The sequence below is a fragment of the Dyella sp. SG562 genome, assembly GCF_011759495.1.
GTDB lineage: Bacteria > Pseudomonadota > Gammaproteobacteria > Xanthomonadales > Rhodanobacteraceae > Dyella_D > Dyella_D marensis.
In genome coordinates this window covers 33,164-55,164 of the sequence record NZ_JAAOYS010000018.1, presented here as the reverse complement: position 1 = coordinate 55,164, position 22,001 = coordinate 33,164, and the positions used below count along the sequence as shown (strand labels likewise).

At 67.3% G+C, this 22,001-nt stretch carries 15 protein-coding genes and 1 pseudogene; 10 read left to right on the top strand and 6 right to left on the bottom strand.

Features of this window, described 5'->3' with window-relative positions:
- Window positions 1-149: 149 nt before the first annotated feature.
- Both FHW84_RS22070 and FHW84_RS22065 read right to left on the bottom strand, forming a co-directional pair.
- Window positions 150-1,829, bottom strand: coding sequence for a ShlB/FhaC/HecB family hemolysin secretion/activation protein (locus FHW84_RS22070; RefSeq protein ID WP_167258471.1), 1,680 nt, complete (start codon window positions 1,827-1,829; stop codon window positions 150-152).
- A 108-nt stretch (window positions 1,830-1,937) separates the two neighbouring features.
- The gene (locus FHW84_RS22065; protein WP_167258469.1) at window positions 1,938-3,644 is read right to left on the bottom strand and encodes a collagen-like triple helix repeat-containing protein; all 1,707 of its coding nucleotides are present in this window, start codon (window positions 3,642-3,644) and stop codon (window positions 1,938-1,940) included.
- A gap of 498 nt (window positions 3,645-4,142) precedes the next feature.
- Here FHW84_RS22065 and prpE point away from each other — a divergent pair.
- A pseudogene (prpE, locus tag FHW84_RS22060) lies at window positions 4,143-6,034 on the top strand (propionate--CoA ligase).
- A gap of 211 nt (window positions 6,035-6,245) precedes the next feature.
- On the opposite strand, the gene ahpF reads toward prpE, so the two are convergent.
- The 3 genes from ahpF to FHW84_RS22045 all read right to left on the bottom strand — a co-directional run bounded on the left by ahpF (window position 6,246) and on the right by FHW84_RS22045 (window position 10,033).
- Entirely contained in the window at window positions 6,246-7,829 is a 1,584-nt protein-coding gene (ahpF, locus tag FHW84_RS22055) for an alkyl hydroperoxide reductase subunit F (protein ID WP_167258467.1), read from the bottom strand.
- Between the two features lie 162 nt (window positions 7,830-7,991).
- Window positions 7,992-8,555, bottom strand: coding sequence for an alkyl hydroperoxide reductase subunit C (gene ahpC, locus FHW84_RS22050; RefSeq protein ID WP_167258465.1), 564 nt, complete (start codon window positions 8,553-8,555; stop codon window positions 7,992-7,994).
- Between the two features lie 170 nt (window positions 8,556-8,725).
- Window positions 8,726-10,033, bottom strand: coding sequence for a dicarboxylate/amino acid:cation symporter (locus tag FHW84_RS22045; RefSeq protein WP_167258463.1), 1,308 nt, complete (start codon window positions 10,031-10,033; stop codon window positions 8,726-8,728).
- A gap of 143 nt (window positions 10,034-10,176) precedes the next feature.
- Here FHW84_RS22045 and prpB point away from each other — a divergent pair, with 143 nt between their 5' ends.
- From prpB to FHW84_RS22005, 8 genes are all read left to right on the top strand, one after another.
- Window positions 10,177-11,064, top strand: coding sequence for a methylisocitrate lyase (gene prpB, locus FHW84_RS22040; RefSeq protein ID WP_167258461.1), 888 nt, complete (start codon window positions 10,177-10,179; stop codon window positions 11,062-11,064).
- Between the two features lie 70 nt (window positions 11,065-11,134).
- Entirely contained in the window at window positions 11,135-12,280 is a 1,146-nt protein-coding gene (gene prpC / locus FHW84_RS22035) for a 2-methylcitrate synthase (RefSeq protein ID WP_167258459.1), read from the top strand.
- 367 nt (window positions 12,281-12,647) lie between these two features.
- Window positions 12,648-13,604: a hypothetical protein gene (locus FHW84_RS22030; protein WP_167258457.1), complete on the top strand. Its 957-nt coding sequence runs from the start codon at window positions 12,648-12,650 to the stop codon at window positions 13,602-13,604.
- A 436-nt stretch (window positions 13,605-14,040) separates the two neighbouring features.
- Window positions 14,041-14,970 (top strand): hypothetical protein, encoded by a 930-nt coding sequence (locus FHW84_RS22025; protein WP_167258455.1) that lies wholly within the window; start codon window positions 14,041-14,043, stop codon window positions 14,968-14,970.
- 57 nt (window positions 14,971-15,027) lie between these two features.
- A complete protein-coding gene (locus FHW84_RS23335; protein ID WP_243868250.1) occupies window positions 15,028-15,429 on the top strand; it encodes a hypothetical protein in 402 nt (133 codons plus the stop codon).
- A gap of 4 nt (window positions 15,430-15,433) precedes the next feature.
- Window positions 15,434-16,120, top strand: a complete 687-nt coding sequence (locus FHW84_RS22015) for a C39 family peptidase (RefSeq protein WP_167258453.1) — start codon at window positions 15,434-15,436, stop codon at window positions 16,118-16,120.
- A 2-nt stretch (window positions 16,121-16,122) separates the two neighbouring features.
- Window positions 16,123-16,629 carry a hypothetical protein gene (locus tag FHW84_RS22010; protein WP_167258451.1) on the top strand — a complete coding sequence of 169 codons (507 nt, stop codon included), beginning with the start codon at window positions 16,123-16,125 and terminating at the stop codon, window positions 16,627-16,629.
- A gap of 256 nt (window positions 16,630-16,885) precedes the next feature.
- Window positions 16,886-18,181, top strand: a complete 1,296-nt coding sequence (locus FHW84_RS22005; RefSeq protein WP_243868249.1) for an acetate kinase — start codon at window positions 16,886-16,888, stop codon at window positions 18,179-18,181.
- 201 nt (window positions 18,182-18,382) lie between these two features.
- On the opposite strand, the gene FHW84_RS22000 is transcribed toward FHW84_RS22005, so the two are convergent.
- A complete protein-coding gene (locus FHW84_RS22000) occupies window positions 18,383-19,060 on the bottom strand; it encodes a TerC family protein (protein ID WP_167258448.1) in 678 nt (225 codons plus the stop codon).
- 344 nt (window positions 19,061-19,404) lie between these two features.
- On the opposite strand from FHW84_RS22000, the gene acnD reads away from it, so the two are divergent.
- Window positions 19,405-21,999, top strand: a complete 2,595-nt coding sequence (gene acnD, locus FHW84_RS21995; RefSeq protein WP_167258446.1) for a Fe/S-dependent 2-methylisocitrate dehydratase AcnD — start codon at window positions 19,405-19,407, stop codon at window positions 21,997-21,999.
- The last annotated feature ends 2 nt before the right edge of the window (window positions 22,000-22,001 follow it).

Genomic DNA, 22,001 nt, shown 5'->3' with positions numbered 1-22,001 from the left:
GGGTGAGGGGGCGGGCGGAGCGGTGAGCGGAAGGCCGAGAAAGCTCAAAAGCTTTTCTTCTCTTCGTACCAGCGCCACCGCGAGCACCCGCCCCTCATCTGCCTGCCGGCATCTTCTCCCCGGAGGGGAGAAGCGTGCATCGGCATGCGTTACGGGAACAATTGATACGAGAACGTCAGGTCATACCGCGTATGCCGCGCCAGGTTGTCCTGCGTCTTGTCGCCCACCGGCTGCGCGGCGGAGACGTCCACCGTGTAGTGCTTGCCGTCGGTCAGGCGCAGGCCCAGCGCGGCCGTCTGCAGCTTGTCGGCGGCCGGGCGCGCGCCGTTGAGATACACGCGCGCCATCTGGCCCAGCACGTACGGAGTGAGCACCTTCACCCATTTGGCGTTCACCTTGAACGGCCGGTTGAGTTCCAGCGAGGCGCCCCAGCCGCTGTCGCCCGATACCGAGCCCGGGTCGTAGCCCAGCGCGAAGCGCGGTCCGCCGAAGCTGATCTGCTCGGTCGACGGCAGGCGATAGTGGCTGTACTGGCCCACCACGCTGGCCACTGTCACCAGGTGAGCCGGCCAGGTATCGCTCTGCATCGCGTTGAGGTCGTAGCGGGTGAAGCGCACGTCGGTGGGATTGGCCACCAGCGCGCCGGGGATATTGGTAAGGCCGCGGCTGCCGGCGCCGAGCATGTCGAAGCCCTGGGCGATGCCGATGCCGAGCTTGCGCGTGCGTTTTTCGCCGGCCTGGGTGAAGTCCAGTTCGCTGTGCAGCACGCGCACGTCGTTCTTCAGTTCCAGTTGCGCGCCGTTGATCAGGTTGCGGTACTTGTCGTTCTGGTTGGAACCGTACAGGCCGGCGCCCAGCATCAGGCTGCGCGTATTGCTCAGCAGCAGCGGGTAGCTGAGGCTGAAGTCGAGGCGGTTCTGTGAAAGGCGATGGCGCAGGTACGACGGCAGCTGGTTGTCGATATCCGGGTTGCCGTAGTAGCTCGAGGCGTTGAGCCGGCCCATCAGGCCGCTGGAGCCGAGCATCTGCGCATAGCCGGCGCTGTAGAACTGCTGCTTGCCGCGGCCGGGCGGGTAGAGCACCGAGCCGGTGAGCTGTTCGGCTAGGGGCGTCATGCCGTTGAGCGTGCCGGCGAAGATGCCCTGCACGCCGGGGTGGTTGGTGTCGATGCCGGTGCTCATGTCGTAGCGCTGGCGCTTCACCTTCAGCTTCAGGCGCGTGGCGCCGTCGGTGGTGGTGGGCGCGGGGATGTCGGCGTCGATCTTGGCGCCGGGCAGCATGCCCAGCGTCTGGATATAGCGCTCGAAGGTGCTGCGGCGCAGGGGGCGGTCGGCGGTGATGTGGCTGGCGATGGCGCGGATCTTCCGCTCCATGTTGCCGGGGGCGCCGCCGACGTCCACTTCGGCCACATAGCCTTCCACCACGCTGACCTTGACCACGCCGTCCTGGAAGTTCTGCGCGGGAATGAAGCAGAACGACAGCGCGTAGTCGCGATCCTGATAGAGCTTGGTGCAGGCATTGGCCGCGGCGACCAGGTCGGCGATGCGCACGGTCTTGCCGGTGAGCGGCTTGAACAGCGCGGCCACCTGGTCGAACGGCACGGAGTGCACGCCGTCGATGTCGATGCGCGTCGGCGCGAGGGTGAGCGCCATCAGCGCGGCGAGCTGGTCGTTGCGCTGCTGCTCCACGTTGAGCGTGACGCTCGGTTGCCGCGTGGGCGCTTCCACGCGCGGCAGGGTCTGCAGGGGATTGGGAACCGGAGGACGACTTTGCGCCCAGCCCGTGGTCGAGGCTGCGGCGGCGGTGGCGAACACCAACCATCTCCTCATGCGATGACGCTCCTTCGTGTCGCTGGATCTTCACTGCACACGGCCAGTGTGCAGCGAAGCGATGCCTCATGCGAAGAGGCGGCCCTGCGGCCGCCTCTCCGTTGCCGCTTACTTCTTCAGCAATCCGCCCAGCAGGCCCCCGTTGTTGTTCGAGGTGCTGCCGCCGGTGCTGCCGACGCCGGAGGTCACGCTGCCCACCGTGCTGGTGAGCGAGCCGACCAGGCCGCTGACCGGGTTGCTGCCGGTGCCCGACGTACCGCCGGATACGGCTCCGGTGATCGGCGCCGTCACCGTATTCACCAGGCTGCCCAGTCCGCCCAGGCTGCCGGTGCCGGCCGTGGCGTTGGTGCCCAGTGGCACGGTGGTGGCGCTGGCGACCGTGTTGACCACGTTGCTCAGGCCCTGCGTGACCGGCTGCAGCGGACCGTTGACCGTATTGGTCACCGCGCCGCCCAGATTGGTCACGCCGCCGCCCACCTGGTTGACCGCCGAAGCGAGCGTGCTGGTCAGCGGGTTCAGGCCCGACAGCTGGCCGCTGCCGAGGCTGCCTACCACGCCGGCCACGCCGCTGGTGGTGGCACCCACGCCGGAGACCACGCCGCCGGTGCTGGCCAGCGTCACGCCGACCGGGTTGGCGATGCTGCCCGCCTTGCCCAGGCCGTTGCTGAGGCCGCCGCCGAGCGCGCTGACCGTGCCGCCGACGTCGCTGACGGTATTGCCCAGCGCGACGGTGGTCGGATTGCTCAGGCCGCCCGGCAGGGAGGTGCCGAGCGAAGCGCCGATGCCGCTGAGCCCGTTGCCCAGGCCCGTGGCAGCGCCGCCGCCCGCCGTCGACACGGCGGCGACGAGGTTGGTCGGATTGCCCGTCGCGCTGCCGTTCTGGCCGACCAGGGCGATCGGCGTCAGCGTGTTGCTCAGCGTCTGCGTCAACTGCTTCGGCAGGCCGCTGGCGAGCTGGCCGTTGAGGCCGGTGTCGAGCTTGCTGACGTCGGTGCCGACGGTGGACACCACGTTGCCGACCAGCGAAGTGATCGGCGTGATCGGCGAGCCCTGGAACGCGCCGGCTGCCTTCACGGTGCCGCCGAGGCTGGTCACCGCCTGGCCAAGATCGCCGACAGCGCTGCTGGTGCCGAGCACCGTGGTACCGACGGGATCGCTGGTGTTGCCGATCTGGCCGAGGCCGCTCTTCAGGCCGTTGCCGACGTCGACCACGGCTTCGCCGGTGTTGGTCACCACGCCCGCCAGGCCCTGCGTCACCGGCGTATTGCCCAGGATGGTAGTGTTGGGAATCTGCTGGCCGATGCCGACGACGGTGTTGCCTACCGCCGTGACGATGCCGCCACCGCCGGTCGCCACCGCGCCGACGACACCCGTGGGTGCAGGTGTGCCGGTACCGCCGCCACCGCCTCCGGTGCCGCCGCCGCCATCTCCACCGCCACCGCCGGTGCCGCCACCGCCGCCGCCGCCGCCGCCGCCGGTGCCACCACCGCCGGTGCCACCACCGCCGCCGCCGGTGCCACCACCACCACCGCCGCCGGTGCCACCACCGCCGCCGCCGGTGCCACCACCGTCGCCGCCAGTGCCACCACCACCGCCGCCGGTGCCGCCACCGCCGCCGCCGCCAGAACCATCGCCGCCACCGCCGGAACCACCGCCATCGCCGCCACCGGCGCCGCCGGGATTCACGACGCCGCCGCCGCCTCCGGATTTATAGGAACTGTGACCCGAGCAGGCCGTCAGCGAAATGCCGGCGGCCAGCATGCAGGTAATCAATAGGGTCTGCTTCAACACGGTGCTCACATGTCGCTTACTCATCGCCATTTCCTCCGAGAAACGCAACCGAGTCGCTGGTAATAGGGCTTCCGAAGGGGCACGCGCGCCGCCCGATTCCGTCCTGGATCCAGGCAGATGATTAATGCCGCGTGTGTCGTTTCCGGATTAGCCACTCCCCTGTCCCAGTGGCATGTGCGCGTCGTTTCCCCATGCCCATCCGAGCACCTCAACGCGCGTTGCTGGGCGAGGCCGATACTCTGTGAAGAAATGTGAAAATAGCGTGTTAATTCCGGATTATTTTTGATATTCGCATGATTTGTTTCTCAGTGCCGGAAACACATTTGTGAAGGATGGGTATTTGGCATTTTCCATGCTTTATGGATTTTAATGCCTATGCTTATTGCATCGTTCTAATAAGCCTTTTGGCCTAATACCCGCCAAGTCCATTAATCCCTTCATTCGGTACGACCAAGGTCTAGTGCAACCCTCCGCGCGGCTTGGGCGAGTCTTGCCGTCCATACCCGGCGGGCGGATGCGGACATGGATTACGAGGCTTTTTACCGGCGCTCGATCGAAGAGCCCGAGATCTTCTGGGCCGAGCAGGCGCGGCTGATCCATTGGCAGACCCCGCCGCAGCAGGTGCTCGATTATTCGCGCCCGCCGTTCCGCCGCTGGTTCGTCGGCGGCACCACCAACCTCTGCTACAACGCGGTGGACCGGCACCTGGCCGAGCGCGGCGAACAGCTGGCGCTGGTGGCGATTTCCACCGAGACCGGCATTACCCGCGAGCTGACCTATCGCCAGCTGCATCGCGAAGTGAATGTGTTCGCCGCGGTGCTGGCCGCATTGGGCGTGCAGCGCGGCGACCGTGTGGTGATCTACCTGCCCAATATGGCCGAGGCGGTCTTCGCGATGCTGGCCTGCGCGCGCCTGGGCGCGATCCACTCGGTGGTGTTCGGCGGCTTTGCGGCGCACAACCTTGCATTGCGCATCGACGATGCACAGCCCCGCTTGCTGATCGCCGCCGACGCCGGCATGCGCGGCGGCAAGGTGATTCCGTACAAGCCGCTGGTGGATGCCGCGCTGGAAGAAGCGTCGTCGCCGCCGCCGCACGTGCTGATCGTCGACCGCGGACTCGATCCCCAGATGACCCGCGTGGCCGGCCGCGATCTGGACTACGCCGAACTGCGCAAGGCGCACGAGCGGGCCGAGGTGCCGGTGGCCTGGCTGGAATCGAACGAGCCGAGCTATCTGCTCTATACCTCGGGCACCACGGGCAAGCCCAAGGGCATCCAGCGCGACGTCGGCGGCTATGCGGTGGCCATGGCGATGTCGGTGCGTTGCATCTTCGATATCGCGCCGGGGCAGGTGATGTTCTCCACCTCCGACGTGGGCTGGGCGGTGGGGCATTCGTACAACGTCTACGGTCCGCTGATCGGCGGCGCCACTTCATTGTTGTACGAAGGACTGCCGACGCGGCCGGACCCGGGCATCTGGTGGTATCTGTGCGAGCGCTATGCGGTGCGCACCATGTTCTCCTCGCCCACCGGCATCCGCGTCTTGAAAAAGCAGGACCCGGAGTGGCTGCGCAAGTACGACCTGTCCGCGCTCAAGTGGCTGTTCCTCGCCGGCGAGCCGCTGGACGAGCCGACCGCGCACTGGATCACCGAAGGCCTGGGCGTGCCGGTGATCGACAACTACTGGCAGACCGAAACCGGCTGGCCCGCGATCACCCTGATGCCGGGCCTGGATCTGAAGCCGGTGAAGTTCGGTTCGCCGGGCCTGCCCGCGCCGGGCTACCGCATGAAGGTGATCGACGAAGCCAGCGGCGCGGAAGCCGCGGCGGGCAGCAAGGGCGTGCTGGTGTTCGAGCCACCGCTGCCGCCGGGCTGCCTCACCACGGTATGGGGCGACGACGAGCGTTACCTGAGCAGCTACTTCGCCCATTTCAACGAGCTGCTGTACAGCTCGCTGGATTGGGCGATCCGCGATGCCGACGGCTACACCACCATCCTCGGCCGCACCGACGACGTAATCAATGTGGCGGGCCATCGCCTAGGTACGCGCGAGATCGAGGAATCCGTCGCCACCCATCCGGCGGTGGCCGAGGCGGCAGTGATCGGCGTGCGCGATGAACTGAAAGGCCAGGTGCCGGTGGTATTCGCCACGCTCAAGCAGGACGCGGGCGCGCAGGCGGGGCAGGTGGCGCATGCCATGCAGCAGCGCGTGGTCGACCAGCTCGGCGGCATCGCCAAGCCGTCGCGCGTGTACGTGGTGAATGCGCTGCCGAAGACGCGCTCGGGGAAATTGCTGCGGCGCTCGCTGCAGGCGCTGGCGGAGCAGCGGGATCCGGGGATCTGTCGACGCTGGACGATCCGGGCGCGCTGGAAGAGATCCGGCGTGCGCTGGAGCGTGGGCCGGATCAGGGCTAGCTCGTCATTCCGGCGCAGGCCGGAATCCATTGACGATCACGCCAGTTCGGGCGATGGGCATCAGGCCTGTTTGCGGTGAGTCGACAACCTGGCGTTGTGGTTACTGGATTCCGGCCTGCGCCGGAATGACGGGCATAAAAAATCGCCCGCCCGACAAACCCCCGCCTGTTGGCGTACCGGGGGCTGCGGGCGGGCGAGTTCTAAGCAACGATCAGGCCGCGACAGCTTCCGCTTCGATCACCGGCATGCGGATCAGATGATCGAAGGCGCTGAGCGAGGCCTTGGCGCCTTCGCCCATGGCGATCACGATCTGCTTGTACGGCACGGTGGTGACGTCGCCGGCGGCGAACACGCCGGGGATCGAGGTCTCGCCGCGCGCATCCACTTCGATCTCGCCGCGCGGGGACAGCTTCAGCGTGCCCTTCAGCCATTCGGTATTCGGCAGCAGTCCGATCTGCACGAACACGCCTTCCAGTTCCACGCGCTCGCCGGCGCCGCTCTGGCGATCGGTGTACGCCAGGCCGGTGACCTTCTGGCCGTCGCCCAGCACTTCGGTGGTCTGCGCGTTCACGATGATCCTTACGTTGGGCAGGCTGCGCAGCTTGCGCTGCAGGACTTCGTCGGCGCGCAGCTTGCCGTCGAATTCCAGCAGGGTGACGTGGCCGACGATGCCGGCCAGGTCGATCGCCGCTTCCACGCCGGAGTTGCCGCCGCCGATCACCGCCACGCGCTTGCCCTTGAACAGCGGGCCGTCGCAGTGCGGGCAATACGTCACGCCCTTGTTGCGGTATTCCTGTTCGCCCGGCACGTTCATGTTGCGCCAGCGCGCGCCGGTGGAAAGGATCACCGTCTTGGACTTCAGCGTGGCGCCGTTGGCCAGCTTCACTTCGAACAGGCCGTTCGGATCGGCCGGCGCGACCAGCTTCTCGGCGCGCTGCATGTTCATCACGTCCACGTCGTACTCGTGCACGTGCTGCTCCAGCGAGGCGGCCAGCTTGGGGCCTTCGGTATAGGTGACCGAGATGAAGTTCTCGATCGCCATGGTGTCCAGCACCTGGCCGCCGAAACGCTCCGCCGCCACGCCGGTACGGATGCCCTTGCGCGCGGCGTAGATCGCCGCCGCGGCGCCGGCCGGGCCGCCGCCGACCACCAGCACGTCAAATGGCTTTTTGGCGTCGATCTTCCTGGCGTCGCGCTGGGCGGCGCCGGTGTCGAGGCGGGCGACGATCTGCTCGATCGTCATGCGGCCCTGGTCGAAGGCTTCGCCGTTGAGGAACACGGTGGGCACGGCCATCACCTGGCGCTCGTTCACCTCGTCCTGGAACAGCGCGCCGTCGATGGCCACGTGCTTGATATTGGGGTTGACCACGCTCATCAGGTTCAGCGCCTGCACGGTGTCCGGGCAGCTGTGGCAGGAGAGCGACATGAAGGTCTCGAAGCGGTACTCGCCTTCGAGGTTGCGCACCTGCTCCAGCAGCTCCGGCGCGGCCTTGGACGGATGGCCGCCGACCTGCAGCAGGGCCAGCACCAGGGAGGTGAATTCGTGGCCGAGCGGGATGCCGGCGAAGCGCACTTCGACGTCGGTGCCGACGCGGCTGATCGCGAACGAAGGCTTGCGCGCATCCTTGCCGGCGCGGCTCAGGCTGACCTTGTCGGACAGCGAGGCGATGTCTTCCAGCAGCCCGGCCAGTTCCTGCGAGGCGGCGCTGTCGTCGAGGGAGGCCACCAGCTCGATCGGGTGCGTGACCTTTTCGAGGTAGGCCTGCAATTGGGTCTTCAGATCGGCGTCCAACATGGTGGTTGCTCCGTTGTTTCGGGGAATTCGGGGTGAGCGCCGCGAGCACTTGGCCGGAGCCAGGCGTCGCGGGCAACTTGCGTCTTCGGAAAGCGGACCCGGCAGGACGCCGGGTCCGGAGCGGCCCGATGCAGCGGGCCGCGTATCGCGGAAAAGCGTGGCTTAGATCTTGCCAACCAGGTCGAGCGAGGGCTTCAGGGTCTTGTCGCCTTCCTTCCACTTGGCCGGGCACACCTCGCCCGGGTGGGAGGCGACGTACTGCGCGGCCTTCACCTTGCGCAGCAGCTCGGAAGCGTCGCGGCCGATGCCGTTGTCATGGATCTCGCACAGCTTGATCTGGCCTTCCGGATTGATCACGAAGGTGCCGCGCAGCGCCAGGCCTTCCTCTTCGATCATCACGTCGAAGTTGCGGGTAATGGTGCCGGTCGGATCGCCGATCAGGGTGTACTTCACCTTCTTGATCGCGTCGGAGGTGTCGTGCCATGCCTTGTGCGCGAAGTGGGTGTCGGTGGACACGCCGTAGATCTCCACGCCCAGCTTCTGGAATTCGGCGTAATGGTCGGCCAGGTCCTCGAGCTCGGTCGGGCAGACGAAGGTGAAGTCCGCCGGGTAGAACACCACCACCGACCACTTGCCCTTGAGGCTGGCGTCCGTCACTTCGATGAACTTGCCGTCCTTGTAAGCCTGCGCCTTGAACGGTTTGATTTCGGTGTTGATCAACGACATCGGTTGTTTTCCCGTGTTGTGGTGGTTGGAAGCAGCAAAGATTAGCGCCGGCAACGGGATTTATCTAATCGATTGTCGGGATGGTGGTGATAGATGGCGACTATCGATAGCCGACCCCGGCGCAAGACCTGAAGTCTGCGCCCGCCATCGTGACAGGAACGCGAGCCTGGTCAGGTGCCAGCGCGGCTGGCCTGGACGTCCACCACGGTGGCGGCGACCAGGTCGCCGCCCACGTTCACCGTGGTGCGCAGCATGTCCAGGATGCGGTCCACCCCCAGCACCAGGCCGATGCCGTCCGGCGGCACCCCGAAAGTGGCAAGCAGGCCGGCGATCAACGGCATGGAGCCGCCGGGGATGCCGGCCACCGCCACCGCGCTGAGCACGGCCAGCAGCATCAGCACGCACTGCTGGCCCAGCGCCAGTTCCACGCCGAAGGCCTGGGCCACGAACAGCACCACGCAGCCTTCGAACAGGGCGGTGCCGCTCATATTCATGGTGGCGCCCAGCGGCAGCACGAAGCCGGCGGTGCTGGGCGAGAGCTTGAGCTGATCGCGGGCCAGTGCGAGCGAGGCGGGCAGGGTGGCGCTGCTGGAACTGGTGGAGAACGCGGTGATCAGTACCGGCCGCACCTGCCGGAACCAGGCCAGCGGCGAGCGCCCGGCCAGCAGGCGCAGCCACAGCGACATGGTGCCGAACAGATGCAGCGCCAGCGCGAAGGCGCAACCGGCGGCGAACACGGCCAGGGTGAGCAGCGCATCGGTGCCGATCTTCACGATCACGCTGTAGATCATCGCCGGCACCGCCACCGGCGCCAGCCGCAGCGCGAAGCCGACGATGCCGGTCATCAGCTCGCTCACCAGATCCAGCCCCGCCTGCAGCCGGCGGCGCTTTTCATCGTCCAGCAGGGTGGCCGCCGCACCGACCAGGATGGCGAACAGGATCAGCGGCAGCACGTCGCCGAGCATGCCGCGATCGTTACCGACGAAGGCGCCGAACAGATTGCGCGGCATGAACATGTCCACCACTGCGGCCGGCGTCAGCGCCGGTCGCTGCTGCTGGCGCTCCACCGCCAGGTGCGCGCTGCCGCCGTATTCCTGCATCAGCCGCTCGCGCGAACCCGGTTCCAGCTGATGGCCCGGCTGCAGCAGGTTCATCATCAGCAGGCCCAGCGCCACCGCGATCAGCATGTTGGCCGCGAACAGCGCAAAGGTGCGCCCGGCCAGCGGCCCGAGGCGGCCGAGCCGGCCCAGCTGCGCCACGCCGGAAGCGAGCGAGGCGAATACCAGCGGGATCACTACGAAGAACAGCAGGCGCAGGAACACCTGGCCGAGCGGATCGAGCACGGTGGCGGCGAAGGCCTGCATGGCCTTCAGCGCACCCGGATAAAAGCGGCCGATGGCGAGGGTGAGCACCGCGGCGGCAATGCCGATCAGCAGGCCCTGGAGAATGCGTGTGGCAAGTCGGGTGGGTGTACTCATGCAAGCGAATGTAGGTAGCGATACGGCGCCCGGCGATACGCATATCGACGCCTGTGGTACGCGATTGGTGCGATCTTTGACGCGCCGCAGCACGGGTTGGACCCGCTCCGCGCGCTAAAATCGCCGCTTTACGCGGAGGTTCCATGACCCACAACGCATCCCCCGGCGCGCGCTTCCGCGCCGCACTGGCCGAAGAGCAGCCGCTGCAGGTCATCGGTGCCATCAATGCCAACCACGCTCTGCTCGCCAGGCGCGCCGGCTACCGTTCGATCTATCTCTCCGGCGGCGGTGTCGCGGCCGGCTCGCTGGGCCTGCCGGACTTGGGCATCAATACGCTGGACGACGTGCTCACCGACGTGCGCCGCATCACCGACGTGTGCGACCTGCCGCTGCTGGTGGACATCGACACCGGCTTCGGCCCCAGCGCATTCAATATCGCCCGCACGGTGAAGAGCCTGATCAAGTTCGGCGCGGCCGCCTGCCATATCGAGGACCAGGTCGGCGCCAAGCGCTGCGGCCACCGCCCGGGCAAGGAAATCGTTTCTTCCGGCGAGATGGCCGACCGCGTGAAGGCGGCGGCGGACGCCAAGACCGATGCGGACTTCTTCCTGATCGCGCGCACCGACGCCATCCAGACCGAAGGCGTGGATGCGGCGATCGAGCGCGCCATCGCCTGCGTCGAAGCCGGCGCCGACGGCATCTTCGCCGAGGCCGTCTACGACCTGCCGACTTACCGCCGTTTCGCCGATGCGGTGAAGGTGCCGGTGCTGGCCAATATCACCGAGTTCGGCAAGACGCCGCTGTTCAGCGTCGACGAACTGCGCGAAGCCGGCGTCGGCATCGTGCTGTATCCGCTGTCCGCGTTCCGCGCCATGAACAAGGCCGCCGAGAACGTCTACCAGGCGATCCGCCGCGACGGCCACCAGCGCAACGTGATCGACACCATGCAGACGCGCGAGGAGCTGTACGACCGCATCGGCTATCACGATTTCGAGCGCCGCCTGGACGAGCTCTTCGCCAAGAAGGGCTGAGCGCCGCTTTCCCCACGGAGGCGCGCGCCGCCTTCGTCCATAAAGATTCATGCGTGCAGGAGAACCATCGATGAGCGAGCAAGTCCTCCCCAAGGCCAAGAAATCCGTCGCCCTGTCGGGCGTGGCCGCGGGCAATACCGCGCTGTGCACGGTCGGCCGCAGCGGCAACGACCTGCATTACCGCGGCTATGACATCCACGACCTGGCCGCCAAGGGCTGCTTCGAGGAGGTCGCCTATCTGCTGGTGCACGGCGTGCTGCCGAACTGGGCCGAACTCAACGCCTACCGCGCCAAGCTCAAGCGCCTGCGCGGCCTGCCCGCGCCGGTGAAGAGCGCGCTGGAACTGCTGCCGGCCGCCACCCATCCGATGGACGTGATGCGCACCGGCTGCTCGGTGCTGGGCACCGTGCTGCCGGAGAAGGACGACCACAACCTCACCGGCGCGCGCGACATCGCCGACCGCCTGATGGCCAGCTTCGGCTCGATGCTGCTGTACTGGTACCACTTCAGCCACAACGGCAAGCGCATCGAGACCGAGACCGACGACGAGTCGATCGCCGGCCACTTCCTGCACCTGCTGCACAACAGGAAGCCCAGCGAGCTGCACGCGCACGCGCTGGACAAGTCGCTGGTGCTGTACGCCGAGCACGAGTTCAACGCGTCCACCTTCACCGCGCGCGTCATCGCCGGCACCGGTTCGGACATGTATTCCGCCATCACCGGCGCGATCGGCGCGCTGCGCGGTCCCAAGCACGGCGGCGCCAACGAAGTGGCGATGGAGATCATCGCGCGCTACCGCAACGCGGCCGAGGCGGAAGCCGACATCCGCGCCCGCGTCGAGCGCAAGGAGATCATCATCGGCTTCGGCCATCCGGTGTACACCGTGTCCGACCCGCGCAACGAGATCATCAAGGAGGTCTCGCGCAAGCTGTGCACCGAAGGCGGCAACCCGACCCTGTTCGAGGTGTCCGAGCGCATCGAGAAGCTGATGTGGGAACTGAAGAAGATGTTCCCCAACCTCGACTGGTTCTCGGCCAGCGCGTACCACATGATGGGCGTGCCCACCGCGATGTTCACGCCGCTGTTCGTCATCGCGCGCACCTCCGGCTGGAGCGCGCACGTGATCGAGCAGCGCCAGGACGGCAAGATCATCCGCCCGAGCGCGAACTACACCGGTCCGGAAGACCAGGCTTACGTGCCGATCGAAAAGCGCTGAGCGCAAGCCGTCCGGCACGGAAAGAAGGGAGCCCGCGGGCTCCCTTTTTTGTTTCCGCCGCATGGCATTTCGCATGTTCTTGCGTTCGCGTCAGCATCGTCTGCGGCCGGTGAAGAAGTGGCGGCCTTCCATTCACACCGGTTGTACGCGTGCTTCGCAGCAAGGAATCCGCATTCGGTGTCAACTTCCCCGGCCATCTGGACGGCCATACGCGCGGCCTGTCTTCGCACCCGCACGCCGCGTGCGAAGACGTTGCGCACCACGCCAGGAGGGCGCTATCCCAACCGTCATCAGGAGTGTGCGACCCATGAATAGATTCATCGGAAGAACGCGCCGGAGCAGGTTCGGCGCATCGTTGATCGCCGTCTTGTCCTTGCTGGCCGTCGCCGTCGGCGCGCAAGCCGCCGAGCAGGCCGCGTTGAAGCCCGACGCGGCTCTCACCTCGGTGAGCGCGATGGAGCTGCAGCTGCGCCCGCAGGGCGTGCCAAGCAATTTCGTGGTGACACCCAATGGTTACTTCGATCCTGCCTGCGTGCAGGAAGTGCATGAAGGCGAGGAGCTGCACAAGGACGGCAATATCCGCCGCGTCGACGGTTCGCTGCGCAAGCCCGCGCTGTGCTCGCAGCCGCACTTCGCGCTGAACGGCACGCGGATCGAGCCGAACGGGGCGGTGAGCTTCCCGGCCGCGCACAACCCGACCATCAACGGCTGGGTGATCGACACCAATTATTCCAGCAGCGTGGCGATCGGCCGCATCGTGGCCAGCTGGAAGGTGCCGAGCAACCCGACCACCTCGGCCAGCCAAGTGATCTATTTCTTCCCTGGACTCGAGCAGCTGCCGAACGTGCAGTCGATCCTGCAGCCGGTGCTGGGCTGGAACGGCTACAACGACCACAAGTGGACCCTGGCCAGCTGGAACTGCTGCGTCAGCGGCACCACGTACCACAGCTCGCCGATCAACGTGTCGGTGGGCGACAGCATCACCGGCGACACGTATTCCAACTGTTCGCCCGGCGTGACCTGCTCGACCTGGAAGATCGTGTCCAAGGACGTGACCAAGGGCACCAGCACCACGCTCACCACCAACCCTTACGCCACGCTCAACTGGGTGTTCGGCGGCGTGCTGGAGGCCTATGGCGTCAGCAGTTGCAATCACTATCCGAGCAACGGCTCGATCGCCTTCACCAATATCGCGGTCTATAACCTGAACCAGGTGCAGATCGCCAATCCGCCGTGGACCAAGGACTTCCCGGTGGGTTCGACCAGCCCGCAGTGCAACTACGGCATCACCGCCACGGCGTCCAACACCACGCTGGTGTACTGAGCCGGCAGGCGGTCATCGTCCGCGGGCGCGCCGGTTGCGGCGCCCGCGGATGTTTTTATCCGGCAGCGGGATCAGCGCCGCTTTCTTCGCGGCGCGTAATGCTTTGTTGCTGACCGGCAGGCACAGGGCGTAACGCCGCTGTTACAGCGTAGCGAAGCGTGGCCTGCACCGAGTGGTGGCGGGCTGCGTGCGCCCTTGTTTTCAGCCCTTTGGGGCCTGCGCGCGTCTGCGCGGCGTAACACGATTGATGCACTCGGACCCGCTGCCATTCCCGGCGTTCAGCGGCGCGATCGGTTTCGCGCCATGCAAGTGCTTGACTGCGCGCAAGGATTTCGCGCGATGCGAAACGGTGGAAGCCAGTGGCATGCATGTTGCCACGTCTGGAAGCCGCGTAGCTCGGCGTACCAGGGGGCCACTGTTCCGCAGGAGAGAGTCCATGCGCAAGACACTCATCGCCACGGCAATTCTGCTTGGCATCGGCTTGACGCTACCCGCCATGGCAGACGACGACAATTCGACCAACTCGCACAACAACAGCTCCACTCATACCCGGACCAATTCGAGCCAGGGCAACGACCGCAACAACGTGGGCGATGCCAATGCATCGGCAGTGGGCGCGGCATCCGCCAACAACGGCGGCACGGCCACTTCGGCGGTCACCAACTCGTTCAATAACAGCAAGGCGGTGGCGGTCAGCCGGCTCGACGGCACGGTGACCGATATCCAGGTCAGCGGCATCGGCAACGTCGCGCAGAACTGGGGCAATGCCAATGGCGCACGCGGCGGTTCCGGCGGCGATGCCTATGGCGGCTACGGCACGGGCGGCGGCGGCGGCTCAGGCGGCAGCGGCGGCAACGCGCATGCGCGCAGCGGCCGCGTCGGCGACAGCTCGGGCACCAGCGGCGGCGCAGCGGCAGGCGCGGGCGCGTGGGGCGGCGGAAGCGACGGCGACAACTACGGCAACGCCAGCGCGGATGCGCGCCGCAACAGCACCGGCGGCACCTCGACCGGCGGCAGCGGCGCATGGGCCGGCGGCTCGGCGACGGGCGGCACCTCGACTTCGACCAGCGGCAGCGCCACCGCCACCGGCGGCGCGAGCGGCGCGGCCGATGCCACCGCGGGTGCGGGCGGCATGGGCGGCGAGGGCGGCGTGGGCACGGGCGGCGGTGCGGCCGGCGGCGCCGGCGGCGCGGGCGCGGCGGGCGGCGCGTCGTGGGCTACGGCGGGCACCTTCGACATGTCCAACCACATGGAAGGCGCCGCGGCAGCGGCGGCAGGCGTGACCGTGATGGCGCAGAACAGCGGCGTGGCCGCGCTCACGCAGCAGAGCGTGAACGTGCAGGCCAACCTCAACGTCGGCCATTGATGTGCAACCGCGTGGCGGGGCCCGCGCCCCGCCACGTTCGCGCAAGGGAGAACCGCCATGAGGAAGATCACAGCTGCATGCGGCGTCGGCATGGCGTGCCTGTCGCTGGGTGCATGGGGGCTGGCGCAGGCGCAAGCGGCGCCCACGTATCTGTCCGCCTCGCCCGCATCGGCCTATCGCGCGGCCGCGGCAGCGCATCCCGATGAAGTGAACGGCTTGGGCGCGCGCGTCGACAGCAAGGTGCTCGCGAGCTTGAGCGGCGGCGCCGACGTCAGCGCGAAAATGACCCTCGACGGCACGGTGAGCAACAACCAGGCCGACGACGTGGCCACCGGCGCCAACTCGATCAGCGCAGGCTCCTTCCAGGGGGCCGCCGGCGTGCCGATGGTGATCCAGAACACCGGCAACAATGTGCTGATCCAGAACGCCACCATCATCAACGTGCAGTTCCGGCAGTAGCGCCATGAGGCCATGGCTGCCGGTGCTGCTGCTGTCCGCGCTGTGCTGGCACGGCGCGGCGCCGGCTGCGTCGATCACGGTGCCGGGCGCGCAGGGGCAGAGCCTCAGCCTCAGGCTCACTAGCCTGAAGGAAGCGCGCTTCCGCAACACCATCCGGCAGAAGTACGACTTCAGCTGCGGCTCGGCGGCGGTGGCGACGCTGCTTACCTATCAATACGGCTATCCGGTCGACGAGCAAGCCGCGTTCGCGCAGATGTATGCGCACGGCGACCGCGCCAAGATCGGCCGCGAAGGCTTCTCGCTGCTGGACATCAAGCGCTATCTGGCCGCCAACGGCTTCGACGCCGATGGTTTCGAAGTGCCGCTGGACAAGCTGCAGCAGGAACGCCTGCCGGCGATCGTGCTGATCGACGAGCGCGGCTATCACCATTTCGTGGTGGTGAAAGGCCTGCTCTACGACCGCGTGCTGATCGGCGATCCCGCGCTGGGCACGCGCTCGCTGCCGCGGGCACGCTTCGAGGCGATGTGGAAGAACCGCCTGGTCTTCGTCATCCACAACCGCCGCACGCTGGCGGTCTTCAACAGCCCGTCCGACTGGCGCGCCGCGCCGCTGGCGCCGCTCGGCACCAGCATCGACCGCCGCGGCCTGGACGGCATCACCCTCCCCAAGCGGGGGCCGGGGGACATATGAGCATGCGCACGCATCGCGCCGGCCTGGGGTTGGCGCTGCTGGTCGCGACGGCGCTGGCGGCGCCGCGCGCCTACGCGGACGAACAGGTGGTCGCGCAGTGGACGCCGGTAAGCGAGGCGCGCCTCGATGCGGCGCGCGGCGGCTTCGATCTCGGCACGGGCCTGGTGGCGTCGCTGGGGCTGGACCGCGTGGTGTACGTCGACGGCAACCTGGTCGCGTCCACGCATATCCAGATTCCCGACGTCGCGCATCTCACGCCGGCGCAGGCCAGTGCTTTATCGGCAGCCATCAATACGGCCGCCGTGGTGCAGGTGGGACCCGGCAACGCGGTCGACCCGGCTGCGCTCGGCCAGAACGCCGCGACCACCGTGGTGCAGAACACGCTCGACAACCAGCGTATCGCGGCGATGACCACGCTCAATGTTTCGGTGAACACGCTCGGCGCGTTCCGCAACTTGAACCTGGGCCAGAGCCTGCAATCGGCGCTGGCCAATCCGCTCGGCCGCTGAGGGTGAGCCCCTCTCCCATCGGCGACCCGAAGGTAGTCCCTGTGGGAGAGAGGGGTTGGGGTGAGGGTACGCGCGGAGCGAAGCGCACCACTCCGCCCGAACCCTCATCCGGCTGCCGCCACCTTCTCCCAGAGGGAGAAGGGTTTGCTCTTGGAGAGTGAGAGAAGAAGGTGCCAATCAAGGAACCGGGGAGAGGGTGATGATCGGGAATCGTGGGGTAAGGCATAGCGTCGCCGCAGCCGTGGGCTTGGCGCTCATGGCCAGCACAGTCGCCGCGCAGCAAGCGCCCGCAGCGGAATCCGACGAACTGCACCAGCAGGTGAAGGCGCAAGGCGAGCGCCTGGATGCCATGCGCAGCCAGATCGCCGCCCAGATGGAACAGCTCGAATTGATGAAGCGCACGCTCGCCGCGCAGGAAGCCCAATACCGCGAGCTGCGCCAGGCAGTGGGCCTGGATGTGCTGGACCGTCAGCGCGCCGGCAATATCCGCGCGGCCGGCAGTTCGGCCACGGCCTTGCCGATGCCGGCCGATGCGGTGGCCGCTGCGGGCCCGGAAGACACGCAGCCCGTCGGCCAGGCGCCGCAGCGCGACTCGCGCCCGCCCGAAGTGGCGCCGATCTTCGACCAGCCCGGCGTGCTGACGCCGCCCGGCAAGCTGATCGTCGAGCCCTCGTACCAGTTCGGTTATTCCTCGGCGGACCGCGTGGCCCTGGTGGGCTACACCATCATTCCGGCGATCCTGATTGGCTTGGTCGACGTGCGCCAGGTGAAGACCACCACGCAGACCGGTGCGATCGCGCTGCGCTACGGCATCACCAACCGGATGGAAGCGGAGGTGCGCATTCCCTTCGTGCATGGGCACACCGACACCATCAGCCGCGAGATTTTCACCGGCAGCGCCACCGACCGCGCCTTCGGCGCCAGCGGCAGCGGCCTGGGCGACATCGAGGCGACGCTGCGCTACCAGCTCAACGACGGCGGCGCCGACAAGGCTTATTACGTGGCCTGGCTGCGCGCGAAATCGCGCACCGGCCGCGATCCGTTCGAGGTCACCACCGACTGCGTGCAGCGCTGCGTGCAGAACGCCACCGGCACCGGCCTGCCATTGCAATTGCCTACCGGCAGCGGCTTCTACTCGCTGCAGCCGGGCGTGACCTGGCTGTATCCGTCCGACCCGGTGGTGTTCTTCGGCAACGTCAGCTACCTGCACAACTTCGCGCGCAACAACGTCAGCCGCACCCTGGTGCTGGCGGGCAAGGAGAACCTCGGCAAGATCCAGGTCGGCGACGTGGCCGACGTCAGCGTGGGCATGGGCCTGGCGCTCAACGAGAAGGCCTCCTTCAGCATCGGCTACGACCAGAGCTGGGTAGGCGTGACCAAGCAGAACAACCGTCGGGTGGCCGGTTCGGTGAAGACGGTGCTGGGCACCTTGCTGATCGGCGGCTCGTACCGCTTCAGCGACAAGCGCACGCTCAACTTCACCCTGGGCGTGGGCGTGACGCGCGATACGCCGGATGCGACGGTGACGGTGCGGGTGCCGATGATGTATTGAGCGCGCCGCGGCGGTGCTAAAAGCTCGTCATTCCGGCGCAGGCCGGAATCCAGTAGCGGCCGCGCTGGATCGAGAGATCACGCCGCACGTGCCGCTTTTGCGTCGACGCGACCATCGGACGTCGTCGTCACTGGATTCAGGCCTGCGCCGGAATGACGGGGTTTGGAGTGGGCGGCACACTCGTGGCCGCCCGTTTTCGACTCACGCAAGCTTCGCGCGCCGCTTCTGCACATACCACCCGCCGCCGCACACCGCGGCCACCAGCAGCACGTCCAGCGCGTAGCGCGCCCAGCCGTGCGCATCGAACCAGTCGTGCAGCAGGTGGTCGTGCGCGATCATGCGCGCGGCGGTCCAGGCGATCGCGCCGGCGCCGATGTAGACGATGACCGGGAAGCGTTCGATCAGCTTCAGGATCAGGGTGGAGCCCCACACCACCAGCGGCACGCTGATGGCCAGGCCGATGATCACCAGCACCATGTGGCCGCCGGAGGCGCCGGCGATCGCCAGCACGTTGTCCAGGCCCATCAGTGCGTCGGCCACCACGATGGTGCGGATCGCCGTCCAGAATCCCGCCGCGGCGCTCACCTGGTGTCCGTCGCCCTCGTCCGAGCGCAGCAGCTTCCAGGCGATGGGCAGCAGCAGCAGGCCGCCGACCAGCATCAGGCCGGGCAGCTTGAGCAGGTAGACCACCACGGCGGTCAGCGCCACGCGCACCGCCACCGCGCCGAAGCTGCCCCAGAACACCGCCTTCTTCTGCAGCTGCTTGGGCAGGTTGCGCGCGGCCATGGCGATGACGATGGCGTTATCGCCCGCCAGCACGAGGTCGAGCAGGACGATGGCCAGCAGGCCGGAGAAGAATTCGGGGGTGAGGAAATCCATGGCGGTTCATGTTCCTGCGCGCGGGACGAATGCAGCAACCACGAGCGCACGCAGCCTCGTGATTACCGCAAAAGTCTCGTTCCCGGCAGAACCGTTGCAGTGACCGGGGCGGTGCTCCGCCCGTGATGACGACCACTGCACGGACGCCCGCTGCGGCGCGTCCGGAACTACTCCCCTTTGGGATTAGTGCCCGCCATTGTCGGTGGCGCCGTGCATACCAGTCAAGCCAACACCCTTAAGCAAAAGGCTTTCCCTCGCTACAATGTGGCGGTTTTGCATCGACGCGAGCGGCCGCCGCCCGGCGGACGCGGGCCGGGCAATCTCTTCCTGGGTTCTCGACACATATGAATAGCGACTACCGCAAACCCCTTCCCGGCACCTCGCTGGATTACTTCGATGCGCGCGCCGCCGTGGAGGCGCTGCAGCCGGGCGCCTACGACACGCTGCCGTACACCTCGCGCGTGCTGGCCGAGAACCTGGTGCGCCGCTGCGATCCGGCGATCCTGGCCGATTCGCTGCGGCAGCTGATCGAGCGCAAGCGCGAGCGCGACTTCCCGTGGTTCCCGGCGCGCGTGGTCTGCCACGACATCCTCGGCCAGACCGCCCTGGTCGACCTCGCCGGCCTGCGCGATGCGATCGCCGAGCGCGGCGGCGATCCGGCCAAGGTCAATCCGGTGGTGCCGGTGCAGCTGATCGTCGATCACTCGCTGGCGGTGGAATGCGGCGGTTTCGATCCGCAGGCCTTTGCCAAGAACCGCGCGATCGAGGATCGCCGCAACGAGGACCGCTTCCACTTCATCGAGTGGACCAAGCAAGCGTTCGAGAACGTCGACGTGATTCCTCCGGGCAACGGCATCATGCACCAGATCAATCTGGAGAAGATGTCGCCGGTGATCCAGGTGCAGGAGGGAGTGGCTTACCCCGACACCTGCGTCGGCACCGACAGCCACACGCCGCACGTGGACGCACTGGGCGTGATCGCCATCGGCGTCGGCGGCCTGGAAGCAGAGAACGTGATGCTCGGCCGCGCCTCGTGGATGCGCCTGCCGGACATCGTCGGCGTGGAACTGACCGGCAAGCGCCAGCCCGGCATCACCGCCACCGACATCGTGCTGGCGCTGACGGAATTCCTGCGCAAGGAGAAAGTGGTCGGCGCCTACCTGGAATTCCGCGGCGAAGGCGCGGCCAGCCTGACGCTGGGCGATCGCGCCACCATCTCCAACATGGCGCCCGAATACGGCGCCACCGCCGCGATGTTCTTTATCGACGGCCAGACCCTCGACTACCTGCGCCTGACCGGCCGCAGCGACGAGCAGGTCAAGCTGGTGGAAACCTATGCCAAGGCCGCCGGGCTGTGGGCCGATACGCTGGCCGCCGCGCAGTACGAGCGCACGCTGAGCTTCGATCTGTCCTCGGTGGTACGCAACATGGCGGGCCCGTCCAACCCGCACAAGCGCCTGCCGACGGCCGATCTCGCCGCGCGCGGCATCGCCGGCGAGTGGCAGGAACAGCCGGGCCAGATGCCCGATGGCGCGGTGATCATCGCGGCCATCACCAGCTGCACCAACACCAGCAATCCGCGCAACGTGATCGCCGCGGCGCTGCTCGCGCGCAATGCCAATGCGCGCGGCCTTACCCGCAAGCCGTGGGTGAAGAGTTCGCTGGCGCCCGGTTCCAAGGCGGTGGAGCTGTACCTGAAGGAAGCGAACCTGCTGCCGGAACTGGAACAGCTCGGCTTCGGCATCGTGGCCTTCGCCTGCACCACCTGCAACGGCATGTCCGGTGCGTTGGATCCGAAGATCCAGCAGGAAATCATCGAGCGCGACCTGTACGCCACCGCGGTGCTTTCCGGCAACCGCAACTTCGATGGCCGCATTCATCCGTACGCCAAGCAGGCTTTCCTCGCTTCGCCGCCGCTGGTGGTGGCGTACGCCATTGCCGGCACTATCCGCTTCGATATCGAGAAGGACGTGCTCGGCGTCGACGCCAACGGCCAGCCGGTGCTGCTCAAGGACATCTGGCCCAGCGACGAGGAGATCGATGCGATCGTGTCCTCCAGCGTGAAGCCGGAACAGTTCCGCAAAGTCTACGAGCCGATGTTCGCGCGCAGCGGCCAGGGCGGCACCACGGCCGCGCCGCTGTACGACTGGCGCGCGCAGAGTACGTATATCCGCCGTCCGCCGTACTGGGAGGGCGCCCTGGCCGGCGAGCGCACGCTCAAGGGCATGCGCGCGCTGGCGGTGCTGGGCGACAACATCACCACCGACCATCTGTCGCCGTCCAACGCGATCCTGCTGGACAGCGCCGCGGGCGAATACCTCGCGAAGATGGGCCTGCCGGAAGAAGACTTCAATTCCTACGCCACCCACCGCGGCGACCACCTCACCGCGCAGCGCGCCACCTTCGCCAATCCCACCTTGCTCAACGAGATGGCGGTGGTCGACGGCGCGGTGAAGAAGGGCTCGCTCGCGCGCGTGGAGCCGGAAGGCAAGGTCATGCGCATGTGGGAAGCGATCGAGACGTATATGGAACGCAAGCAGCCGCTGATCGTGATCGCCGGCGCCGACTACGGCCAGGGTTCGTCGCGCGACTGGGCTGCCAAAGGCGTGCGTCTGGCCGGCGTGGAAGCGATCGCGGCGGAAGGCTTCGAGCGCATCCATCGCACCAACCTGATCGGCATGGGTGTGCTGCCGCTGGAGTTCAAGCCCGGCACCGACCGCAAGACCCTGGGCATCGACGGCAGCGAAACCTTCGACGTGATCGGCGCGCGCACGCCGCGTGCGGAACTTACGCTGGTGATCCACCGCCGCAACGGCGAACGCGTCGACGTGCCGGTGACCTGCCGCCTCGACACCGCCGAAGAAGTGTCGATCTACGAAGCGGGCGGCGTGCTGCAGCGTTTCGCGCAGGACTTCCTCGAAGCTTCGCAGGCGGCATGACC

Bases quoted from the DNA above. Each gene is read 5' to 3' on its own strand.
- FHW84_RS22070 (WP_167258471.1), bottom strand. From the start codon at position 1,829: ATGAGGAGATGGTTGGTGTTCGCCACCGCCGCCGCAGCCTCGACCACG.
- FHW84_RS22065 (WP_167258469.1), bottom strand. From the start codon at position 3,644: ATGAGTAAGCGACATGTGAGCACCGTGTTGAAGCAGACCCTATTGATT.
- ahpF (WP_167258467.1), bottom strand. From the start codon at position 7,829: ATGTTGGACGCCGATCTGAAGACCCAATTGCAGGCCTACCTCGAAAAG.
- ahpC (WP_167258465.1), bottom strand. From the start codon at position 8,555: ATGTCGTTGATCAACACCGAAATCAAACCGTTCAAGGCGCAGGCTTAC.
- FHW84_RS22045 (WP_167258463.1), bottom strand. From the start codon at position 10,033: ATGAGTACACCCACCCGACTTGCCACACGCATTCTCCAGGGCCTGCTG.
- prpB (WP_167258461.1), top strand. From the start codon at position 10,177: ATGACCCACAACGCATCCCCCGGCGCGCGCTTCCGCGCCGCACTGGCC.
- prpC (WP_167258459.1), top strand. From the start codon at position 11,135: ATGAGCGAGCAAGTCCTCCCCAAGGCCAAGAAATCCGTCGCCCTGTCG.
- FHW84_RS22025 (WP_167258455.1), top strand. From the start codon at position 14,041: ATGCGCAAGACACTCATCGCCACGGCAATTCTGCTTGGCATCGGCTTG.
- FHW84_RS23335 (WP_243868250.1), top strand. From the start codon at position 15,028: ATGAGGAAGATCACAGCTGCATGCGGCGTCGGCATGGCGTGCCTGTCG.
- FHW84_RS22015 (WP_167258453.1), top strand. From the start codon at position 15,434: ATGAGGCCATGGCTGCCGGTGCTGCTGCTGTCCGCGCTGTGCTGGCAC.
- FHW84_RS22010 (WP_167258451.1), top strand. From the start codon at position 16,123: ATGCGCACGCATCGCGCCGGCCTGGGGTTGGCGCTGCTGGTCGCGACG.
- FHW84_RS22005 (WP_243868249.1), top strand. From the start codon at position 16,886: ATGGCCAGCACAGTCGCCGCGCAGCAAGCGCCCGCAGCGGAATCCGAC.
- FHW84_RS22000 (WP_167258448.1), bottom strand. From the start codon at position 19,060: ATGGATTTCCTCACCCCCGAATTCTTCTCCGGCCTGCTGGCCATCGTC.
- acnD (WP_167258446.1), top strand. From the start codon at position 19,405: ATGAATAGCGACTACCGCAAACCCCTTCCCGGCACCTCGCTGGATTAC.